Source organism: Rehaibacterium terrae, from assembly GCF_014202935.1.
Taxonomy (GTDB): Bacteria; Pseudomonadota; Gammaproteobacteria; order Xanthomonadales; family Xanthomonadaceae; genus Rehaibacterium; species Rehaibacterium terrae.
Window position 1 is genome coordinate 1 of the sequence record NZ_JACHHX010000010.1, and the last position, 18,894, is coordinate 18,894.

Here is an 18,894-nt window from a genome sequence, read left to right on the forward strand (position 1 = left end):
GCGCCCGGCGGCGGCGCCAGGTCGGTCACGGTGCGCCGTTGCGCGAGTGGCTGACGACGTTGCCGGCACTTGGATGAATTTCGCAGGGCCGACTACCCTGCTGCTTGGCCCACTCTCCGGCCTGGTCATCACTGTTATCCTGTACTTGGCCGGCTGCAACCTGCTGCTCTCCCGCGAACTCAAGCAGGTGCGTGCACGCATGGAAAGCCACCAGCACGCGGAAACCAGCGGCAACACCACGCCGAACGGCCACCAGGAGCGGGAAGCCTCCCCCTCCTGATCATGCGCGTCGCCACTCTTCAGCAAAACCAGCACCAAGAAACTCCGGTCGTGACGCCATCGCCCTGTCGCGAGATTCTGCGTGACATCCTGCACAGGCCCGAGATGGCTGTCTGGGTTCTGCTGATATTCGGCTTTGTCTGGCTGGCCTACCAGCCCATCACCAGCAATGCCCAGACCATCCTGGTCACTTCCTTTCTCGGCGTGCTGCTGCTGATCATGTGGAACATGAAGCGGGTCGAACAGGCGCCAACGGCACTTGCCCGCTTCTTTCTGCTGCTGGCCATCGCGCTGGCGGCCTTCATCAGCTTTCGCTACTTCTCCTGGCGCATCAACTACACCATCAGCTATCACGACATCTTCAGCTTTGTCGGCGCGCTGCTGCTGCTAGGCGCGGAGCTTTACGCACTGGCCATCTACCTGCTGGGCGCGTTCGTCAATGTCTGGCCGATCCACCGGACACCGCCGCCACTGCCGACGGATCCGGCGAAGCTGCCAACGGTCGACATCATCATTCCGAGCTACAACGAAGACCCCGCCCTGCTTGAGCTCACGCTGCTGGCCGCCACCCAGGTGGACTATCCCCGTGAACGCCTGAAGGTCTACCTCTGCGACGATGGCGGCACTGTACAACGAAGGGAAAACCCCAAACTGTCCAAACAGGCCTGGCAGCGCCATCTTGAACTCAAGGCACTGTGCGAACGGGTCGGCGCCATCTATGTCACCCGCGAAAAGAACGAACACGCGAAGGCCGGCAATATCAACGCCGCGCTCAAGGACCATTGCAGCGGCGACCTGGTGCTGGTGCTCGATGCCGACCATATCCCCACGGTCGACATTCTGCGCAACACGGTCGGCTTTTTCTTGCGCGACCCCAAGCTGTTCCTGGTCCAGACCCCGCACTATTTCATCAACCCGGACCCGCTGGAACGCAACCTGCGCACCTATGAGCTAATGCCCAGCGAGAACGAGATGTTCTACAACGTGATCCAGCACGGCCTGGATTTCTGGAACGCCTCCTTCTTCTGCGGCTCGGCGGCACTGCTGCGCCGGTCCTGCCTGGATGAAATTGGTGGCATAGCCGGCGACACCATCACCGAGGACGCCGAAACCGCCATGACGCTGCATGGACGCGGTTACAACAGCGTCTACTACGGCAAGCCGATGATCGCAGGCCTGCAACCGGAAACCTTCAGCGGCTTCATCGTGCAACGCACCCGCTGGGCGCAGGGAATGGTGCAGATCTTCCTGATGAAGAACCCCTGGACGCAGCCAAAGATGCGCATCACCCAGCGGCTGGCCTACACCTCCTCGGTGTTCTTCTGGTTCTTTCCCTTCGCGCGCATCATTTTCTTCCTGGCGCCTGCGCTTTACCTGCTGTTCTCCCTGAAGATCGTCGATGCCTTCTTGCCGGCTGACCTGCTGGCCTACGCGCTGCCGCATGTGATCGGCGCAATCGTGCTCAGCAATATCCTCTATGGCCACACGCGCTGGCCGTTCATCTCGGAGCTGTATGAAACCATCCAGTCAGTGCATGCCCTGCCGGCGATCGTCAATGTCCTGAAATCACCCCGGGCACCCTCCTTCGCGGTCACACCCAAGGGCGAGCGCCTGGAGGAGGACTTCATCTCGCGGCTGGCGATGCCGTTTTACGTGATGCTGATCTTCAACGTCGTGCTGCTGATCGCGGGAGTCATCCGGCTGCATGTGGTGCCGGAGGATCTGGGCATCATCCTGCTGACCATGGCGCTTGCGGCAGTCAACCTGATCTACGCACTGGCTGCCATCGGCATCATGCTTGAGAAATCACAAAAGCGCTCGGCCTACCGCATTCCCACCCAGTGGGTGGACATTCCCGCCACACTGCGTGTGGGCGAGGAGCAATTGCCGGTGCATGTGGTCGACATCAGTCACACCGGCGCACGCTTGCGGGCTCACAAGGGCTTGCCCCTGACCGAGGCCGTCACCCTGAACGTGGCAGTGCCGGCCTGGGGTGGCATCACAGTCACCATTCCCTCGCGTCTGGTGCGAAGGCACGACACCACCGATGGCAAGTGGGAGCTGGGTGTGCTGTTCCAGCCCGAGACCCTCGCCGACAAACGCGCCATCGTGGCCCTTGTCTACGGGGACAGCGACCTGCACGAGACCAACCAGCGCCAGCGTCAGCAGCGTATCGGCCTGGCCGAGGGCTTCGCGTTCCTGATGCGAACCGCCTTCAAGCACGCCACCGAGAATTTCCGATTCCTGACGCGGATTTTTGTCCGGCACCTTCGCGTCCGCGCCCATCGACTTTTCGCGCCTCTTATTTCAAAGAAACCAGCCGTATGAAACCACGCCTTCAACAGCCGTGCCTGATCGCCCTGCTCTGCCTGCTCGGGCTCACCGCCGTCAAGGCCCAGCCCATGACACCCCTGCATGTCGACGCTGATCCGGCAAGCAGCCAATACCGTATTCCGCTTGGCTGGTTGAACAATCGCAGCCACGCACCGATCGAACTGAACGGTGCCGATGCCCGCCGTGTACTCAAGGTGCCGCTGCCGGCCCGGCTTGCGGTTCAGGACGCGCGGCTGGAGATGGTCTACACCAATTCGACTTCGCTGACGCCCCGCTCTCAGCTCGCGGTGACACTCAACGAACGCGTGGTCGCCCAGCTTCCGGTCAAACCCCGTCAACCCGACAACGCGGCCCGCATCAGGCTGGACTTCAGGCATCTGGAACCCGGCTACCACGACCTGGGCTTCCGCGCCGCGCAGCATTACACCAATGAGTGCGAGGACCCGAGCGCGCCGGAGCTGTACTCCCAGATCGACGCCATCGACTCCAGTCTGTACCTGACCGCCACCCGCAAGGCCATCGAACCATCCCTGGCCAGGCTTGGCGACATCTTCGACAACCGGCTCTGGATCGACGACTACCGCCTTGAAATTCTCACGCCCCCGGCGGTTCTCGGCGAGGACGGGGATCTGCGGCAGGCGGCGGCCCAGATCAGCCAGTTCGTGGCGGCCACCTTCGATTTCACGCCGGTTTCGGTGCGCGTCAATGAACTGCCAGAGGAGTTCGAGAAGGATCAGAAGAGCAAGCGGCGACTCCCGGGCGTGGAGCTGCCAGAAGGTGCCTGGGATGCCGTGCTGTTGGGAACCCGTGAGCAACTGGCACCCTATCTTTCCGACTCCCTGATCGAGGAGATCCAGGGCAGCCATATCGGCCTCTACCCTAGCGACCAGGATCCGACGCGGTTCATTCTGCTGGTCAGCGGCGCCACCCCCGCCGATGTCCGCAAGGCGGCCACCGTGCTCAACCTGCCCGGCCTGGCCCTGCCGGAGCGGCAGAGCGTGAACGTGACCGCATTGCGGCTGGACAGCGGTTACCAGCGTAGCCGACCGGCGCAGAGCGAGACAGGCTGGATCCGCTTCGACCAACTCGGCTTTCGAAGCACAACGCTTCGCGGCATGTACCCCGGCGCGGCGCGGCTGGAGTTCTGGTCGATCCGCGAAATTCTGGACCCCTCGCGCCCCTTCATCGACCTGCAGCTGCACTATGCCTACGGGGCCGGCTTCGATCGCAAGTCCGCCCTGAATGTCGTGCTCAACGGCCAGTTCATCGAAGCCTTGCCGCTGCAAAACGTCGTGGGCGAGCAGGTTCACCGTGCACGACTGCGCATCCCGACTGTGGCGCTGCGCGCCGGTGTGAATGAACTGCGTTTCGAACCCACCGTGATCGGCGTGGATATCGGCGGCGCCTGCACGCCCATCTTCACCGACAATCTGCAAGTCACGATCTTCGAGGACTCGCGCATCGAGCTGCCACCGATCGCAGATTACATGCGCCTGCCGGATCTGGGGCTGTTCTCGCAGACCGGCCTGCCCTACACCCGCTACAGCGATGGCAACGGCGTCGGCGTGCTGATCGCGGACGATCAACCGCAGACCCTGGGCAGCGCGCTGACCCTGATTGCCAAGCTGCGACAAGTCAACAAGGCACCGCTGACCGCACTGCACCTGCTTGCTGACGACGACAGCCTCGACGGGCTGGACAGCCTGATCGTGATTGGCGACACCACCAGTCTGCCGACCGGAATCGGCCAAAAGATGGCCGCCTTCATGCCAATGCTGCGATGGCAAACCATCCAGGTCGGCAGCTACCACGATCGCACTCTCTCGGGCGGATTCAAACGCTGGCTGAGACAGCCGCTGACGCCCCTGACGCATCACATGGAAACCAGCAAGCCAGCCATTGCCAGCGTCACACTGGATGACGGGCTGGGTCAGAGCACTGCGCTGGTCCAGTTCCGGGACGAGCACGGCCGGCCGGTCACCGTCCTTACCGCCGCCGACCGTCAGCAACTGGAGCGCGGCATGGTTCGACTGACCGAACACCGCGTCTGGTCGTCCATGCGTGGCGGTGCCTTCATGTGGAGCGCCGATGGCGAAGCCATGTCCAGTGCCGAGCCGGTCGTGTACTTCTTCATTGGCGACTCACCGGCCACTGGCCGCATGAGTCACTACATGTCCATGCACCCCTGGTGGACCGTGCTGGCGACAATGACCTTCATCCTGGCGCTTGTCTTGCTGACCTGGTGGCTGCTGCGTCGTCGCGCGCGACAATTCAAGAGCGGGGCTGAGACCCCATGACACCCTTGCCGCCCCATGCAAGACCAACGGCGCGCACGTACGCCCGGCTGGCCGCCTGGCAATGGCTCGTGCTGGCGTTGCTGCTTCCACTGCATGGCGGCTGTGGGAAAGACCCGGCGCCAACCAGTGCCCCCGTCACGCCGTCGGGCGCATCGGCACCACTCATGCCCGCCCCCTTCCCTGGCACCGAATGGCAGGCCTACCAGAGCGCGTTTCTGAGCCCGGAAGGCCGGATCATCGACACCGGCAAAGACGGCATCAGCCATTCGGAAGGGCAGGGCTACGGGATGCTGCTGGCGCTGGCCGCCGACGACCTCGACACCTTCGAACGTATCTGGAACTGGACCCGCGAGCATCTCCAGCGCGAGGACCATCTGTTCGGCTGGAAGTGGGAGCCCGGACAAACACCCGGCGTGTCGGACTGGAACAATGCCAGCGATGGCGACCTGCTGATCGCCTGGGCACTGGCCGAGGGCGGTGCACGCTGGAAGCGGGATGCCTGGCGCGAGGCCGCCGCCGCCATCGCCCGCCAGCTGCGCGAGAACATGCTGCGCGACAGCGACATCGGCCCGCTGCTGATTCCCGGCCAGTCCGGCTTCGAGCATGAGGATCACATCCTGCTGAACCCCTCCTACTGGGTATTCCCCGCCTTCACGGCGCTGGATCGTGTCGATCCGGACCCGGCCTGGTCTGCGCTGGCCGCCAGCGGGCAACGCCTTCTGGCGCTGACCCGCTACGGCCCGGCGGGGGTGCCGCCAGACTGGGTACGCCTGCATCCGGATGGGCGACTGTCCCTGCCAGAAGAAGCAGAACGCCGACGTTTCGGTTACGAGGCCCCGCGGGTACCGCTCTACCTTTGCTGGGACGGCCAGCGCGACCGGCAGATCCTGCATGCTTTCTTGCGCGCCTGGCCGGACGACGCGGCCCCGGCCTGGGTCGATCTTCACAATGGCGACCGGGCCGCCCACTCACTCACTCTCACACAGCGGGCCATTCGGCAGCTCGTGCTGGCCTGTGACGGCCAACAGGCTGACACTGCCATCGAAATCAGCGCTGATGACTACTACGGAAGCTCCCTCTCGCTGCTGGCACGTGTCGCGCTCGCGCGGGGAGGCGATCCGCGATGAAGCCGGCGGTCGTTCTCCCCCCCCTGCTGCTGCTCGGCATGAGTAGCGAGCAGACCGCGCCGGAAATCCTGCCCCGCATGGATAGCGGCATCGAAGTGCGACCACTGGACGAGCCGGTGGAGGTACGGCCACTGGACGAGCGCGTGGAGGTGCGGCCACTGGACGAGCGGGTGCGAATCCTGACGCCCCCCACCCCGCCAGGCGAACAGCGTGGTACGGCCCCACGACCACTACCCGCCATCGATGCCTCCAAATCGGAAATAGGCCGCAAGCGCAAGACAGCCGGTGCGGAGCAGGACAGCGAGAAAGCCGCCCAGGCAGCCTATGACCAAGCCGTGGCCGCCGCCATCACGGCCTTCGATGCCCAGGATTATGCGCAAAGCGCCGAGATCCTGATCGGACTGTGGCCGCGCATTCAAGACCAGGCCGATGTGGGCATGATGGTTCTGCTTGGCTACGCGGCCATGCACAGCAACCGGGAAACACTGGCCATCGAGGCCATGACCAAGGCGGCCGAACTGACCGGCGACGACGAGATCCTCCAGTCCTTGGCTGACGTCCTGCACCACTTCGAACGCTACGAGGACGCCTCGGCAGTCATCGCCCGCATTACGCCCTCGCCGGACCGGGATGCCCGGCTGGCCGAACTGGCGATGATCCGGGCCGAACGGGCAAGGCAAACGGGCGATCACGGCACCGCCCATGCCCTGCTGCTCGCGAACGAAGAGATCCTGCCGCCCGCCGGACTCGAGCAGCTCGGCTGGCAGCTTTACGAACGCGGACAGGCCGAACAGGCCGCCGCACGCTTCGAGGCTGCCTACCGCCAGGCACCCAGCGAAAGTCGCGCTCAGGGCCTGGTTTTCAGCCTGCACTCGCTGAACGATCATGCCCGGCTGTTGACCATCGTCGAGGAAACCGAGGGCCCACTGGATCAGTTGATCGACGAGAACGTCCGGAACCGCATCGCGGCCGGCCACCACCATTTCAGCGTGGACAGCCAAGCCCGGCTCGAGGCGGTCAGCACGCTTGCCGGTGGCACGCCTCCCGGCATGTCGCTGCGTCTTGGCCCTGAAATTCGCAAGAAGCGCGGCACCCCCGGTGAAGGCAAACTCTCCCAGCGAGGCCTGATGCTTGAGGCGAACTGGCAGGATGCTGCCAACGACCTGCATCTCGAAATCGAACACCAGCGCGCCGACAACCATGTCGAGCGGGCCACCGGGCAGCGGGTTTACGGTCTGTGGCGGCACCGGCTGGAAAGCGGCCTGCAAACGCGGCTGGGCCTGGGCCGGACACTCTCCGGCGGTGCCGTCGGTCCCGCGCTGATCGGCGAGGTCGGCCTGGAGTACCAGCAGGCCGATCACGGCGGTGGCCTGCGACTGTTCCGAGGCGGCAATGAGGAATCCCTGCTGGCGCTCGCCGGTCAACGGGACCCCACCACCGGTGCCAGTTGGGGACGCGTGCTGGAAACCGGCGTCCAGCTCGATGGTCGCCTCAACCCCGGTGAGTGGGAAGTCATCGGCAGCCTGACATTCTCGACACTCAGCGGCGAGCAGGTCGCGGACAACCGCAAGGTCGAACTCTATGCCCATGCCCTGCATCCGGTGGCCAGCGTCAACGGACTGCGGCTCGGGCCAGAGCTGTACAGCGCACGGTTTCGTCACAATCTCGGTTTTTTCGAGCCCGGCCATGGCGGCTATTTCAGCCCCAGCTTTCACCTCAAGCCTGGCCTGCTCGCCGACTACAACCAGCGGATCGGCGAACGGGTCGACATCGAGGCACGTGCCGGCCTCGGCTGGGCCTGGAATCGCCAGGCCGCCGCCGATGGCAACCCGCTTCGCGGCGAAGAGCCCGGCAAGTATGCCGCCTCGCGCGACAACGGCATTGCCTATCACGGTCGGATACAAGCCACCTGGGAAATCACCCCCCACTGGCAGGCTGGCCTGCACGCCGGTGGCCAGAAAAGCCCGGAATACACCGACTGGCAGGGCGGCGTTTTCCTTCAGTGGCGCTGGGGCAAATAGGCCATGGTGTCGCCCCTGGCCAGGTCCAGTTGTAAGTAAACGGTAACTACCCACTGCCGGGTGCAGCGGGTCGTAGCTGAAGACCCCCTTGTACTGCCCGGCCTTGTCGAGGCTGAGCAGGTTGCCGGCGGCGTCCCAGGTGCAGCTCTCTTCCTGGAGGCCGCAGCGGCTGCCGCTGCAGAGCTACAGTAGCCGGCCCGTGGCCGGGTCGTACTCCCGCCGGACGTCGAGCGCGCCCAGGCCACCTCTGCGCTCGTGGATCACCTGGCCGCGGGCGCCGGTCGCCAGGGTACGCAGGCAGGTAGCCCTACTGCCGCTGGAACACATCGCGCCGGGATCGGTGGTGCTGCTGTCGCAGACGGCGCGCACCGCGCCACTGGCGCTGTACTTTTCGGGATCGTGAAAGAACGTCTGTGCCGATGGTGCGTGGAGCTCAGGAATTCAGGCGTGCTTCATTGCTGGACCTGACCCCGCACGGTGGTAATCGTTCAAGCGGTCGTGTGTGCCGCACCCAGCATACTGGTGAAACGTGTAGCATGCTGGGCGCGGCACACACGCCGCTTAACTCCGGCGTTGGGCCGAACAGAAGCGCTGCGACAGTGATCTTCTTCTACGACCGAGCCGAGTACCTGCGCCCTTGGAAGCTCTTCACGCTCGGCGTGGGCATTGCGCTGCTGATCGCGGGCTCGATCTATACGCCAGCCCCTGACTGGGACATCCCGATCAGCCTCATCATGGCTGTGCTTGCTTACCTGACCGCACCATGGAGCCTCCGCGTTCTATTAGAGCGCCGCTGGAATCACCTTCCTGCAGCACTCTTCGCCACCTGGTTCTCTGTCGATGGCAGCTATGCGATCTACTGGCACTTCAGAGACCCCGTCGCACTCGAACTGATGCGACCTGCAAACTTCGCTGCATCGCTTGGCCTCTATGGCATATGCGGCGTCATCTGGCTCTATCGTGGCTCTTTGCGAGCACTATTCACCGAGTTCCTGGGCACAATCGGCCTATCGCGCAAGTAGGCGTGCGGCCGACGTTCCCCTGCTTTCAGCAGCGGTTCGATCCGGAGTCCGGGGGCGATCGTAGCCGTGCTGGTTGCCAGTGGCTTGGCGGCTGCCAGTTCCTTGCCGCAAGCCACGATTGACCATGAACACGCTGCCCCGGCACACTTCGCGCATGGCCTCCACCCCGCAACCCGCCACACCGGTCGCCGATTTCGAGAAGTCGCTGGACGAGCTCGAACAGCTCGTGCAGAAGATGGAAAAAGGCGATCTCAGCCTCGACGAATCGCTCGCGGCCTACGAGCGCGGCGTCGCTCTCTACCGCCAGTGCCGCGGCGCGCTGGAGCAGGCCGAGCTGCGGGTGAAGCTGCTCGGCGATCCGGCCGATCCCGACTCCGCGCAGCCCTTCGAACCCGATGCGTTCTGAGGCGCGCTTCGGCGCCTGGGCGGCCCGCGCCGAGGCCGCCCTGGAACGCGCGCTGCCCGCCGACACCGCACCGCCGCAGCGGCTGCACGCGGCGATGCGCCATGCCACGCTTGGCGGCGGCAAGCGCCTGCGGCCACTGCTGGTCTACGCCGCCGGCGCCGCACTGGACGCCGACGAGGCTGCGCTCGATTTCCCCGCCGCCGCGGTCGAACTGATCCACGCCTATTCGCTGGTCCACGACGACCTGCCGGCGATGGACGACGACGCCCTGCGCCGCGGCAAGCCGACCGTGCACGTCGCCTATGACGAGGCCACCGCGATCCTCGCCGGCGATGCGCTGCAAACGCTGGCTTTCTCGGTCGTCGCCGACACGCCGGTGGCCGACGCGGTGCGCGTCGAACTGCTGCGCACACTGGCCGCCGGCGCGGCCGGCATGTGCAGCGGGCAGGCGCTGGATCTGGCCGCCACCGGGCGGACGCAGCCACTGGACGAGCTGCAGCGCATGCACGCGCTCAAGACCGGCGCGCTGATCCGCGCCGCCGTGCGGCTGGGCGCGCTGGTCGGTGGCGCCGACGCCGCGTTGCTGGCGCGGCTCGACCGCTTCGCCGCCGACCTCGGCCTGGCCTTCCAGATCCGCGACGACCTGCTCGACATCGAGGGCAGTGCCGAGCAGCTCGGCAAGACCGCCGGCAAGGACGCGGCACAGGCCAAGTCCACCTACCCGGCGCTGCTGGGCATGGACGAGTCGCGACGGCGGCTGCACAGGCTCGGCGACGCCATGCGCGACACGCTGGCGCCGCTGGGCGAGCGCGCCGCCGCGCTGGCGGCGCTGGGCGAGCTGGCGATCCACCGCGACCGCTGACACCCTGCGGATAAATGCCCGGAACGCGAAAGGCCCGGCGATGCCGGGCCTGACGTCATGCGACCGACGGGCCGGCTCACTTGATCAGCCGGATCGCGAACGGATAGCGGTAGGCCTCGCCGTTGTTGGCTTTGACCGCTCCGAGGATGGTCAGCACCAGCCAGGCCAGCGCGACCACCACGTACAGCGGGACGGTGATCAGCGCGCCGATGCCGAAGGTGCCGACGGTGAAGATCAGCAGCACGATGCCGATGATGGCCAGGGTGATGTTGAAGTTGAGCGCTTCCTTGGCCTGGTCGTCGACGAAGGGCATGGTGTCCTTCTTGATCAGCCAGACGATCAGCGGGCCCACGAACACGCCCAGGCCGCCGACCCACGAGGTCAGCAAACCGCCGATCAGCGCCGACAGGTGGGCCAGCATGCCCCAGGTCTTCTCGTCGGCGCTGGGCTCGCCGCCCGGCGCCGGCGGCGGCGAAGTCATCTCGTTGAAATCGGTCACTGTCCTCTCCCCATCTTCAGTGGTGTCGCGAGTGGTGTTGCGCCGGCCCTCGCGGCCCGCGCCGCCCGCACTCTCGCCCCGGCGCGAAGGCACTGTCAAGGCAGGCCGCTCAGGCCGCGCCGGCCACCGTCATGCGGCCGACCAGGATCGAGCCGGTGAGGATGTGCGAGCGCCGGTCCACGTCGCGGCCAACCGCCTCGATGCGCTGGAACATGTCCCTGAGATTGCCGGCGATGGTCAGCTCGTCCACCGGGTGGACGATCTCGCCGTTCTCCACCCAGAAGCCGGCCGCGCCGCGCGAGTAGTCGCCGGTGACGGTGTTGACGCCCTGCCCCATCAGCTCGGTGACGACCAGGCCGCGGCCCATGCGCTGCACCAGTTCGTCGAAGCCGTATTCGCCGGTTTCCACGACCAGGTTGTGGATGCCGCCGGCATTGCCGGTGGTCTTCAGCCCCAGTTTGCGCGCCGAGTAGCTGCCGAGCACATAGCGCACCAGCACGCCGTCGCGCACCAGATCCTGCTCGCGCGTGGCCACGCCCTCGCCGTCGAACGCCGCCGAACGGAAACCACGGCGCAGGTGCGGCTTCTCGACGATGTTCATCCAGGCCGGGAAGATCCGCTGCCCGGCCTGGTCGAGCAGGAAGCTGGCGCGCCGATACAGCGCGCCGCCCGAGACCGCACCGAGCAGATGGCCGATCAGGCTGCGCGCCACTTCCGGCGCGTACAGCACCGGGTACTCGCCGGTCTTGACCTGCCGTGGCGACAGCCGCGCCACGGCGCGCTCGGCGGCACGACGGCCGACTGCGGCAGCCGGCTCCAGATCTTCGGCGGCCAAGGCGCTGGTGTACCAGTAGTCGCGCTGCATGGCGCTGCCCTTGCCGGCGATCAGTGAGCAGCTCAGGCTGTGGCTGGTGCTGCGCTCGCGGCCGACGAAGCCGTGAGTGTTGGCGTACACCGACAGGCTCTCGTTGGTGTTGACCGCCGCGCCCTCGGAGTTGTCGATGCGCGGGTCGGCCTCGCGGCCGGCCTGCTCGCAGGCCACCGCCAGCGCGATCGCATGCTCGGCGTCCAGCCCCCACGGATGCCATTGATCGAAATCGGGGAACTCGGTGGCCATCAGTTCGGCCTCGGCGAGGCCGGCGGCGGGATCTTCCTCGGTGAGTTTGGCGATGGCGCAGGCCTGCTCGACGGTAGCCTCCAAGCTGGCCGGCGCCAGGTCGGCGGTACTGGCCGAGCCCTTGCGCTGACCGAAGTAGACGGTCAGCGACAGGCCGCGATCGCGGGTGTACTCGACGGTTTCCACCTCGCCCAGGCGCACGTTGACGGCCAGCCCGCGGTCGAGATCGAGCACCACGTCGGCCTGGCTGGCGCCACGGGCACGACAGCGGGCGAGCACATCCTGCGCGAGCCCGGCCAGACGGTCGAGCTGGGCCTGCGGGTCGAGCTGCTCTTTTGCGGTCGGTTCCGCCACTTGCGTATCCTTCTCGGGACAGGGAGCCCGGAACCCGGGCCCCGGGAAAGCGTTTCGGGATCGTCATTCCCGCGAACGCGGGAATCCAGTGCCTTCGGCGACTGGGGCCGGTGCCGGAAGACGCCGCCCCCGCTTTCGCGGCGATGACGGTAAGCGCCCACAGCCCCCAGCATTCTAGCCTCTACAGGAACCCCACCATGCGCGGTCGCGACGAGGAAACCGGCGAATACTTCAGCCCGAGCCGGGCACAGCAGCGCCGCGAGGCGATGGCGGTGTTCGAGCTGGGCGAAAAGCTGGTCGCGCTGAGCGAGGCCGAGCTGCTGCGGCTGCCGATTCCCGAGCACCTGCTCGCCGAGATCCGCCACACCCGGCGCATCACCTCGCACATCGCGCGCAAGCGCGAGCTGCAGCATCTGGCCAAGATCATGCGCCGCGAGGACGAGGAAACGCTGGACGCGATCCGCAAGGCGCTGGAGCACGACAAGGCGCAGATGCGCCGCGAGACCGCCGCGCTGCACCGCGTCGAGGCCTGGCGCGACCGGCTGGTGGCCGACGGCGACCAGGCGCTGGCCGAGTTGCTGGCGCAGCACCCGCAGGCCGACCGCCAGCACCTGCGCCAGCTCGCCCGCAACGCCCGCGAGGAGCGGTTGCGCAACAAGCCGCCGCACGCCTTCCGCGAGCTGTTCCGGGAGTTGCGGGAGTTGCTTGAGGAGCAGGAAACCGGTAGCCGGTAGCCGGAAACCGGAAAAGCATCGTTCCAGATGCGCCCCGGTTCCAGATCGGGCGAGCCGTCGCTTTCGGTTACCGGCCACCGCCCACCGGCTACCAGCTACCGGTTACCGGTTACCAGCCCGCGTACCGCCCACCGTCAGCGCGTCCACGCGCAATGTCGGCTGCCCCACGCCGACGGGCACGCTCTGGCCTTCCTTGCCGCACACGCCCACGCCCTCGTCGAGCCTGAGGTCGTTGCCCACCATCGAAACGCGCGTCATCGCCTCGGGGCCGTTGCCGATCAGGGTGGCGCCCTTGACCGGCCGGGTGACCTTGCCGTTCTCGATCAGGTAGGCCTCGGAGGCGGAGAACACGAACTTGCCGCTGGTGATGTCCACCTGGCCGCCGCCGAAGTTGACCGCGTACAGGCCCTTGTCCACCGAGGCAATGATCTCGGCCGGGTCGTGCGCGCCGGGCAGCATGTAGGTGTTGGTCATGCGCGGCATCGGCAGGTGGGCGAAGCTCTCGCGGCGGCCGTTGCCGGTCGGCGCGACCTTCATCAGGCGGGCGTTGAGCGTGTCCTGCATGTAGCCGCGCAGCACGCCATCCTCGATCAGCACAGTACACCGGGTCGGGGTGCCCTCGTCATCGACGTTGAGCGAGCCGCGCCGCCCGGCCAGGGTGCCGTCGTCGACGATGGTCACGCCCGCCGCGGCGACACGCTGGCCGACGCGGCCGGCATAGGTGCTGGTGCCCTTGCGGGCGAAGTCGCCCTCCAGCCCGTGGCCGACCGCTTCGTGCAGCAGCACGCCTGGCCAACCGGGGCCGAGCACCACCGGCATGACGCCGGCCGGCGCCTCGTCGGCTTCGAGGTTCACCAGCGCCTGGCGCAGCGCCTCGCGCGCCCAGGCCTGCGGCTTGCCGCCGGCGAACAGCTCGGCGTACCCGTAGCGCCCGCCGCCACCGGCATAGCCCTGCTCGCGGCGGCCACCCTGCTCGACGATCACTTGCACGTTGAAACGCACCAGCGGCCGTACGTCGGCGGCGAGCACGCCGTCGCTGCGCGCCACCAGCACGGTGTCGACGCCGCCGGCCAGGCTCACGATGACCTGCTTCACCCGCGGGTCGGCAGTGCGCAGGAGACGGTCCACCTCGCGCAAGGCCTGGATCTTGTCGGCGCTCTCCATGCCCTCGACCGGGTCGAGTGGCTCGTACAGGCCGTGTGCGCCGCCGCGCGCCAGATGGCGGTGCGTGCCGCTCCGGCCCTGCCGGGCGATGGCGCGCGCCGCGCCGGCGGCCTCCAGCAACGCGGCCGGGGCGATCTCGTCGGAATAGGCGAAGCCGGTCTTCTCGCCGCTGATCGCGCGCACGCCCACGCCCTGTTCGATCGAATGCGCACCGTCCTTGACGATGCCGTCCTCGACCACCCAGCTCTCGCGGCGCGAATGCTGGAAGTACAGGTCGCCGAAATCCACGCCCGGCCCCAGCAGCGTGCCGAAGGCGCGGTCGAGGTCGGACACCGCCAGCCCGGCGGGGCACAGCAGGCGGGTTTCGGCGATGAGGAGACTGTCGGTCATGTGCTCGGGAATCGGAAATGGGGAATCGGGAATCGGCGTGTGGACCGGGCGTTGCGCGGGCCGGCGGCCTCGTGGCCAATCATCGTCATGATCGCGGATGCGCGCCAGGGAAACCCATGAACAAGCCCGTTGCTGCTCGTCATTCCCGCGCAGGCGGGACCGGGCGCAGCGATGGCGCAGCCGCGAAGCGGCCGAGTCCAGTGCCTTTGCCTTCCAGGGCTTCAAGTCGCTGGATCCCCGCTTTCGCGGGGATGACGATGACAGTGCTTGTTCCAACCTCGCCGGGGCGGCATTGCGCGACCAGCATACGTCAGGCGGTGGTGAAGATTGGGGCGAAGGCGCGGGATTTCACTCCGGGCCGGCGCCGTCTTCTTCAGTTACGGGCTGCTTGGGCGGTCCGCGCTCGATCACCTCCACCTGCGGCGACTTCCAGGCGCCGGTGACATGGTAGACGGTACGCGAGATCTCCTTGAACGGGCGGTTGAGGATGGCCTGTGCCACCGCGCCGATGGCCGCGCCGGCCGGGCCGCCGGTCAGCGCGCCCACCACCGGCAGCACGCCGCCGGTCTTGGGCAGCACCTCGATGGTCTGGTCGTAGTCCTGCGCCTTGAGGCCGGCGCGACCGCGCACGCGGATCTCGGCGGCCGGCCCGTCGACCAGCAGGTCGTCGGTGACGGCGTCGCCGCCGCCCAGCACGAAGCTGCCGCGGATGCGGTTGAAGCTCAACCCCTGGCCGAAGAAATCGCTGAAGTCCAGGATCAGCCGGCGCGGCAGCTCGGCCAGCGACACCAGGCCGAGCAGGCGGCCGGCACCGGGCTCGACTTCGAGGATGCGGCCCTGGCCGACGTCGATCTCCAGGCTGCCCTCGACGATCTCCAGGCCGAATGCCGCCGGCGAGCCGGGCCAGCCGGCGATCAGCCGCGCCTGGGTGCGACCGCCCTCGACCATGCCGGCGAAGCCCAGCGCCGAGAGCATCTGGCCGAGGCTGTCGGCCCGGAAGTCGACCGAGAAGCGCGAATAGCTCTGACCGCCGATCCGGCCCCAGTGACCGCCGGCGGTGATGCGCTGGGTCGGGGCCTCGGCCTCGAATCGCTGTACGTGCAGCCCCTCCGGGGTGGGATAGGTTTCCAGCCGCGCGCGCCCCAGCTGCGCCTCGCCGAAGCGCAGATCCTCGACGCTCAAGCGCAGCGGCGGCACGCCGGCCGGATCGCCATCGTAGGTGGCTCCGCGTGCCGGCCGGCCGCTCGGCCAGTGCAGACGGGCGAACTCGCCGACGATGCCCCGGTCCAGGTCCGAGGGTATCTCCAGCCAGCCGTCCAGCTCGGGGCCGTCGACCCGCAGACGCATGCGCTCGCTGTCGCGCTCCATGCGCAGACGGGTGTCGACGAAGGCGCGATCGAGCAGGTCCAGCTCGCCGGCCGAGACGTCGATGGCGCGGATGCGCATGGCGCCCTCGCCTTCGCTGGCCAGCGCGGCCCAGCCGGCGATGTCCATCACCGGCACCTGACCGGTGATCAGCAGCCCCGGCTCCTCGCCTGGCGGCTCGGCGGCATGACCGAAGGCCAGCACGCCGTCGAGCGCGCCACTCTCGCGCATCCGGCCACGCAGGTGCATCAGCTGCCCCAGGCTCACCCGCAGCTCGCCGGCCTCGACCGGCAGCGGCGTGTCCACGGTCAGCACCAGGGCGTCGTCCACGCCTTTGCGCAGCGGCGCGGGAAATTCCAGCGCGATGCCGATCAGGTTGGAGCGTACCCGCAGCCGTGGCGGCGGCGCCTCGCCGTCGTCGGGCGCGGCGGGAATGCGCAAGCTCACGGTCCAGTCGGCACGGCCCGGCATGGCCGGCGCCAGCCAGTCCAGCGCCGGGTAGCGCATGGTCAGCGCGCTGACCGGAAAACGGCCGCGCAGGCTGGCCTCGGCGGCCAGTTCCGGCGTGGAGGTGAAACCGCCGACCGCCAGACTCAGGCTGCCGACCTCCTCGTCCAGGCGCACCGACAGCTCCTCGGCGGCGAAGCCGTCCTCGCTGAAGCGCACCCGGCCGCTGGCGCGGCTGAAATCCAGATTCCAGCGCGGGTCGGCCAGACGCGCATCGGCCAGGTCGACGGTGCCGCGCAGGCGCGTTTCGCCGAGCCCGGCCCGGAGCGGGATCGCCAGCTCGAGCGCGACCTTGCCGCGGCCGCCGATCTGCAAGGCCTCGATGTGCTCGCCGTAGCGCGCGCGCAACGGGCTCTGACGGAGCACGCCGAGCAGTTGCGCGCCGCTGCCCTCGCCTTCGACCCGCAGGTGCAGCAACGGCGCGCGGTAGTCGTCGATGCCGCCGTCCACGCGGCCGATGGCCACGCCGGCCAGTTCGCCGTGGCCCTGCAGCGAAAACCCGGTGCCGGTGAAGCGGGCGATGCCGCCGAGTTTCTGCGCGTGCGGCCAGTCGGGCCGGAAGCGCAGGGCGATGTCCTCGATGTGCGCGACCGCCTCGAAGCGGCCCTGGTTGCCGCGGAACGGCCAGTCGTCGAGGTCACCGCTCAGCACCACCTCGCCGTGGGCGACGCGTCCGCCCTCGATGGCGGCGTTCAGCCATTCCACCGCGGCCTCCGGCATCTCGTGCAGCACCCAGAACCGCTTGGAGGCGGTGGCCGGGCCGGCATCCACCGTCGCCGCCAGGTCCAGGCGCGGCCGGCGCCCCTCGCCGCCGAAGCGCAGCTCGCCGCGCGCGGTGGCGGCATAGTCCTCACCCACGATCCGCAGCCGGTCGCTGCCGACCCGCCAGTCGCCGTCTTCGCGCCACAGCGCGAGCGTTCCTTCCAGGTTCACCTCCAGCGGCGCCACGAAACCCAGCGGCCAGTCGAAGCGCACCAGGCCCTCGTCCAGTGCGAATTCGGCGCCGTCCTGGTCGAAATGCAGCTCGCCGCCAAGCCCCTGCAAGGCCGGCTGCTGCCCGGTGGGCAACCAGCCGAAGCCGCGCAATCGCACCTCGCCGCGGAAGCGACCGCCGGCGCGGGCGAAACGCAGCGCCTCGATCCGCCCACGCGGGGCGGCGAAATACAGCCAACGCCGCTGCTCGGGCGACAGCTTGTCGCTCAGCGCCGCCAGCGCCAGCAGCGGGTTGGCCTCGATGCCCTCGGCGGCCAGCCCGAAACCGTCGCCACCGGCGGCGTACAAGCCGTCCAGCGTCATCGCCTCGCCGCCGTGATCCAGGCGCAGGCGCGGGGCATGCAGTCGCCATCCGTCCTCGCCGGCCTGCCAGCGCAAGGCCACGTCCACCCGGTCGAAGCCGGCACGCGGCTCGATCACGCCGGCATCCTCGCCCGCCAGCGGAATCGGCGTGCGGCCGCGCAGCGCGACCTGCTCCAGCTCGGCCTCGGCCTGTACCGCGACCACGCGCTGGCCACGCAGATCCAGCCAGAAACCGAGCCGGCCGCGGCCGTCGCGCAGTTCCACACCGCCCCAGCCGAGCAACGGCGCCCATTCGGCCAGTTGCAGGTCGTTGCCGCCGATGAACAGACGACCGTCGCCGCGCGCCCGGTCCAGCTCGAACACCGCCTGCAGCGGCGGCGCCTGACCGGCCCAGCCGAGCAGGCCGGCGCGCAGACGGCCACCGCTGCTGCGCAGCCGCAGATCGATGCGCGGCACGGTGTGCCCGATACCGAGTGAGGGCGCGCTGACCCGCAGCCGGGCCGCACGCACCTGGATTTCGCCGAAGCCTTCGAGCGTGCCCAGCGGGTCGCCGTCCGGGCGCGTCTCGCCGGTCAGGCCGCGGGCGCGCCAACGGCCTTCGTCGTCGCGTTCCAGATCCAGCGCCAGCCCATGCAGACGCAGCTCGGTCAGCGGCAGGCCAGGCACCAGGCCGGAGTAGATCGCCACCAGCAGTTCGGCACGCTCGATCCGCAGCGCCTCGGCGCCGGCGCCGATCTCCAGCCGCTCCAGTCCGAGCAGGGGGCCACGCCGCGTCCAGCCGGCATGCAGCCGCTCGAAACGCACCGGCTGCCCGACCCGTTCGCTCAGCCAGCCCGCGACCCGTTCCGGGTGCCGCTCCAGCAGTGGCAGCAGCTGGTTGGCCACGCCCACCAGCACCGCGGCCACGATCAAAAGCACCGCCAGCCCGTAGGCCAGCCAGCGGCGCAGGTGCCGGAGGTGGCGGCGGAGGGGGCTCATGCCGGTGCCATCGGCCCCGGGGAGAGCACCGGGTGGCGGCGGAGTGCCGGGCAGTACGCGGATCGGGCGCGCACGCGCGCCTCCGTCAGCGCACGCGATGGTGTGCCGCTACCGACGCTTTTCCCGGGTCCCCGGCCCCGGC

The 18,894-nt window shown here is 68.1% G+C and carries 13 protein-coding genes; 9 read left to right on the forward strand and 4 right to left on the reverse strand.

What is annotated here, in order from left to right:
• The first annotated feature begins 73 nt into the window (after window positions 1-73).
• The 8 genes from HNQ58_RS07985 to HNQ58_RS08020 all read left to right on the forward strand — a co-directional run bounded on the left by HNQ58_RS07985 (window position 74) and on the right by HNQ58_RS08020 (window position 10,348).
• Window positions 74-280, forward strand: a complete 207-nt coding sequence (locus tag HNQ58_RS07985) for a hypothetical protein (protein WP_183948383.1) — start codon at window positions 74-76, stop codon at window positions 278-280.
• A gap of 2 nt (window positions 281-282) precedes the next feature.
• Complete coding sequence (gene bcsA / locus HNQ58_RS07990) at window positions 283-2,607, forward strand: UDP-forming cellulose synthase catalytic subunit (protein WP_183948384.1); 2,325 nt, start codon at window positions 283-285, stop codon at window positions 2,605-2,607.
• The gene (locus HNQ58_RS07995; protein ID WP_183948385.1) at window positions 2,604-4,910 is read left to right on the forward strand and encodes a cellulose biosynthesis cyclic di-GMP-binding regulatory protein BcsB; all 2,307 of its coding nucleotides are present in this window, start codon (window positions 2,604-2,606) and stop codon (window positions 4,908-4,910) included. The genes bcsA and HNQ58_RS07995 overlap by 4 nt, the downstream gene beginning before the upstream one ends.
• Window positions 4,907-6,037: a family 8 glycosyl hydrolase gene (locus HNQ58_RS08000; RefSeq protein WP_183948386.1), complete on the forward strand. Its 1,131-nt coding sequence runs from the start codon at window positions 4,907-4,909 to the stop codon at window positions 6,035-6,037. Before HNQ58_RS07995 ends, HNQ58_RS08000 begins: the two co-directional genes overlap by 4 nt.
• On the forward strand, window positions 6,034-8,058 hold the full coding sequence (locus tag HNQ58_RS08005; protein WP_183948387.1) for a cellulose synthase subunit BcsC-related outer membrane protein: 2,025 nt from the start codon (window positions 6,034-6,036) through the stop codon (window positions 8,056-8,058). Before HNQ58_RS08000 ends, HNQ58_RS08005 begins: the two co-directional genes overlap by 4 nt.
• A 599-nt stretch (window positions 8,059-8,657) precedes the next feature.
• Window positions 8,658-9,080, forward strand: coding sequence for a hypothetical protein (locus HNQ58_RS08010; RefSeq protein WP_221301215.1), 423 nt, complete (start codon window positions 8,658-8,660; stop codon window positions 9,078-9,080).
• A 154-nt stretch (window positions 9,081-9,234) separates the two neighbouring features.
• On the forward strand, window positions 9,235-9,486 hold the full coding sequence (locus HNQ58_RS08015; RefSeq protein WP_183948470.1) for an exodeoxyribonuclease VII small subunit: 252 nt from the start codon (window positions 9,235-9,237) through the stop codon (window positions 9,484-9,486).
• Window positions 9,476-10,348 (forward strand): polyprenyl synthetase family protein, encoded by an 873-nt coding sequence (locus HNQ58_RS08020; protein WP_183948388.1) that lies wholly within the window; start codon window positions 9,476-9,478, stop codon window positions 10,346-10,348. The genes HNQ58_RS08015 and HNQ58_RS08020 overlap by 11 nt, the downstream gene beginning before the upstream one ends.
• A 76-nt stretch (window positions 10,349-10,424) precedes the next feature.
• Here the strand turns inward: HNQ58_RS08020 and HNQ58_RS08025 are convergent, their stop codons facing one another.
• Window positions 10,425-10,829, reverse strand: a complete 405-nt coding sequence (locus tag HNQ58_RS08025) for a DUF4870 domain-containing protein (protein WP_281379587.1) — start codon at window positions 10,827-10,829, stop codon at window positions 10,425-10,427.
• A 127-nt stretch (window positions 10,830-10,956) separates the two neighbouring features.
• Window positions 10,957-12,318: a metalloprotease PmbA gene (gene pmbA / locus HNQ58_RS08030; protein ID WP_183948389.1), complete on the reverse strand. Its 1,362-nt coding sequence runs from the start codon at window positions 12,316-12,318 to the stop codon at window positions 10,957-10,959.
• 197 nt (window positions 12,319-12,515) lie between these two features.
• Between pmbA and yjgA the strand changes: the two genes are divergently transcribed.
• Window positions 12,516-13,052 carry a ribosome biogenesis factor YjgA gene (gene yjgA / locus HNQ58_RS08035; protein ID WP_183948390.1) on the forward strand — a complete coding sequence of 179 codons (537 nt, stop codon included), beginning with the start codon at window positions 12,516-12,518 and terminating at the stop codon, window positions 13,050-13,052.
• A gap of 102 nt (window positions 13,053-13,154) precedes the next feature.
• Here yjgA and tldD read toward each other — a convergent pair whose 3' ends face one another.
• Both tldD and HNQ58_RS08045 read right to left on the reverse strand, forming a co-directional pair.
• Entirely contained in the window at window positions 13,155-14,606 is a 1,452-nt protein-coding gene (gene tldD, locus HNQ58_RS08040) for a metalloprotease TldD (RefSeq protein WP_183948391.1), read from the reverse strand.
• A gap of 348 nt (window positions 14,607-14,954) precedes the next feature.
• Window positions 14,955-18,752 (reverse strand): YhdP family protein, encoded by a 3,798-nt coding sequence (locus tag HNQ58_RS08045; RefSeq protein WP_183948392.1) that lies wholly within the window; start codon window positions 18,750-18,752, stop codon window positions 14,955-14,957.
• Between the last annotated feature and the right edge of the window lie 142 nt (window positions 18,753-18,894).

Coding starts and splice junctions, on each gene's coding strand:
- HNQ58_RS07985 (WP_183948383.1), top strand. CDS start 74: ATGAATTTCGCAGGGCCGACTACCCTGCTGCTTGGCCCACTCTCCGGC.
- bcsA (WP_183948384.1), top strand. CDS start 283: ATGCGCGTCGCCACTCTTCAGCAAAACCAGCACCAAGAAACTCCGGTC.
- HNQ58_RS07995 (WP_183948385.1), top strand. CDS start 2,604: ATGAAACCACGCCTTCAACAGCCGTGCCTGATCGCCCTGCTCTGCCTG.
- HNQ58_RS08000 (WP_183948386.1), top strand. CDS start 4,907: ATGACACCCTTGCCGCCCCATGCAAGACCAACGGCGCGCACGTACGCC.
- HNQ58_RS08005 (WP_183948387.1), top strand. CDS start 6,034: ATGAAGCCGGCGGTCGTTCTCCCCCCCCTGCTGCTGCTCGGCATGAGT.
- HNQ58_RS08015 (WP_183948470.1), top strand. CDS start 9,235: ATGGCCTCCACCCCGCAACCCGCCACACCGGTCGCCGATTTCGAGAAG.
- HNQ58_RS08020 (WP_183948388.1), top strand. CDS start 9,476: ATGCGTTCTGAGGCGCGCTTCGGCGCCTGGGCGGCCCGCGCCGAGGCC.
- HNQ58_RS08025 (WP_281379587.1), bottom strand. CDS start 10,829: ATGACTTCGCCGCCGCCGGCGCCGGGCGGCGAGCCCAGCGCCGACGAG.
- yjgA (WP_183948390.1), top strand. CDS start 12,516: ATGCGCGGTCGCGACGAGGAAACCGGCGAATACTTCAGCCCGAGCCGG.
- tldD (WP_183948391.1), bottom strand. CDS start 14,606: ATGACCGACAGTCTCCTCATCGCCGAAACCCGCCTGCTGTGCCCCGCC.
- HNQ58_RS08045 (WP_183948392.1), bottom strand. CDS start 18,752: ATGAGCCCCCTCCGCCGCCACCTCCGGCACCTGCGCCGCTGGCTGGCC.